This is a genomic window from Ornithinibacter sp. (genome assembly GCF_035443565.1).
Classification (GTDB): Bacteria; Actinomycetota; Actinomycetes; order Actinomycetales; family Dermatophilaceae; genus Fodinibacter.
Genome location: NZ_DAORSO010000004.1, coordinates 56,858 through 58,709, shown reverse-complemented (window position 1 = coordinate 58,709; position 1,852 = coordinate 56,858). Strand labels below are relative to the sequence as shown.

Annotated in this window: 2 protein-coding genes; both read left to right on the top strand. The window is 75.2% G+C overall.

From position 1 onward, the window contains the following. Positions 1-18: 18 nt before the first annotated feature. A complete protein-coding gene (locus PLL68_RS01340; RefSeq protein WP_324530918.1) occupies positions 19-1,146 on the top strand; it encodes an 8-amino-7-oxononanoate synthase in 1,128 nt (375 codons plus the stop codon). Then, the gene (gene bioD, locus PLL68_RS01335; RefSeq protein WP_324530917.1) at positions 1,139-1,846 is read left to right on the top strand and encodes a dethiobiotin synthase; all 708 of its coding nucleotides are present in this window, start codon (positions 1,139-1,141) and stop codon (positions 1,844-1,846) included. The genes PLL68_RS01340 and bioD overlap by 8 nt, the downstream gene beginning before the upstream one ends. Positions 1,847-1,852: the final 6 nt, after the last annotated feature.

Below are 1,852 nucleotides of genomic sequence, written 5' to 3'. Positions count from 1 at the left end.
CGTGCGAGGATCGGGCAGGTGAACAGCCCCCTCGACTGGATCCGCGCCGCGGCCGCCTCCCGTGACGCCGCGGGCCTGACCCGACGGCTCACGACGACCAAGGCTGGGGACGGGCTCGACCTCGCCGGCAACGACTACCTCGGGTTGCGCACCCATCCTGCCGTCATCGCCGGGGCCGTGGCGGCGGCCGAGACCTACGGCGGCGGAGCCGGCGCCTCACGCCTGGTCAGCGGCACCCTCGACATCCACGACGAGCTCGAGGCCGCCCTCACCGAACTCACCGGAGCCCCCTCAGCCCTGGTGCTGTCCACCGGCTACGCGGCGAACCTCGCGGCCCTGACCACCCTCGCCGATGCCGGCACGCTCATCGTCAGCGACGAGCACACCCACGCGAGCCTCATCGACGGCTGCCGCCTGTCGCGCGCCGCAGTCACGGTCTCGCGCCACAACGACCTCGACCACGTCGCCGACCTGCTCTCGCGCCGGGACGCCCCGCGCGCCGTCGTCGTCGCCGAGTCGATCTACTCGGTGCTCGGCGACGCCGCCCCCGTCGAGGACCTCATCGCCCTCACGGACGAGGTCGGGGCCCTCCTGATCATCGACGAGGCGCACGCGCTGGGGGTCGTCGGGCCCCGCGGTGGCGGGCTCGTCGCGGCGGCCGGCCAGGCCGGGGCCGAGCACGTCGTCGTCACCGGGACCCTGTCGAAGGCCTTCGGCTCCCAAGGGGGAGCGGTGCTGTCCTCCCCGGACATCCGGGAGCACCTGGTCAACACGGCGCGACCGTTCATCTACGACACCGGCCTCGCCCCGGCAGCGGCCGGCGCAGCGCTGGCCGCCCTGGGGGTGCTCGCCGACCACCCCGAGCTCCTCGACCGCCTCGGCGCCACCGCCGCCCGCCTCGCCGAGGCATGTGGGGTCCCGGCGCCGGCAGGGGCCGTCATGTCGGTGCGGATGCCGGGCCCTCACGAAGCGGTGGATGCCGTCGAGCGGGCGCGCGCGCACGGCATCCGGATCGGGTGTTTCCGGCCCCCGTCGACCCCCGACGGCTCCTCACGGCTGCGGCTCACCGCGCATGCCGACCTCGATGACGCGGACCTCGAGCGGGCCTGCGCCGTGCTCGAGACCCTGGTGCCCGACCATGGCTGACCCGCGCTCGCTGACCTCGGTGGTCTTCGTCACCGGCACCGGAACCGAGGTCGGCAAGACCGTCGCGACGGCCGCGCTGGCCGCCGTCGTGCACGAGCGCGGCAGCAGCGTCGCCGTGGTCAAGCCTGCGCAGACCGGTCTGGAGCCGGGTGAGCCCGGGGACGTCGACGAGGTGCGCCGCCTCGCCGGCGACGACATCGCGACGCACGAGCTCGTGCGGCTGCGCGACCCGCTCTCACCCGAGGCCGCCGCGCGCCGGGTCGGGGTGACCCTGCCCCCGGTGGCCGTCCACGCCAAGCGGATCGGCGAGATCGCGGCCGAGTCGGAGGTCGTGTTCGTCGAGGGTGCCGGGGGCCTGCTCGTGCGGCTCGACAGCCGCGGCGGCACCCTGGCCGACCTCGCAGCAGGGCTGCGCTACAAGGGAATCGGCGCCGGGGTGGTGCTCGTGGCCAGTGCCGGGCTCGGCACGCTCAACACGGCCGCGCTGACCGCCGAGGCGCTGGCGGCGCGCTCGCTGCCCCTGCTGGGGGTCGTCATCGGCTCGTGGCCGACCGAGCCCGGCCTGGCCGAGGAGAGCAACCTGATCGACCTCCCGCGCGTCACCGGTGCGCCGCTGTGGGGGGCCATCCCGGAAGGTGCCGGGGCCCTCACCGGTGAGCAGTTCCGGGCCGGCGTGCCCGACTGGTTCGACCTCCACTGACCAGCC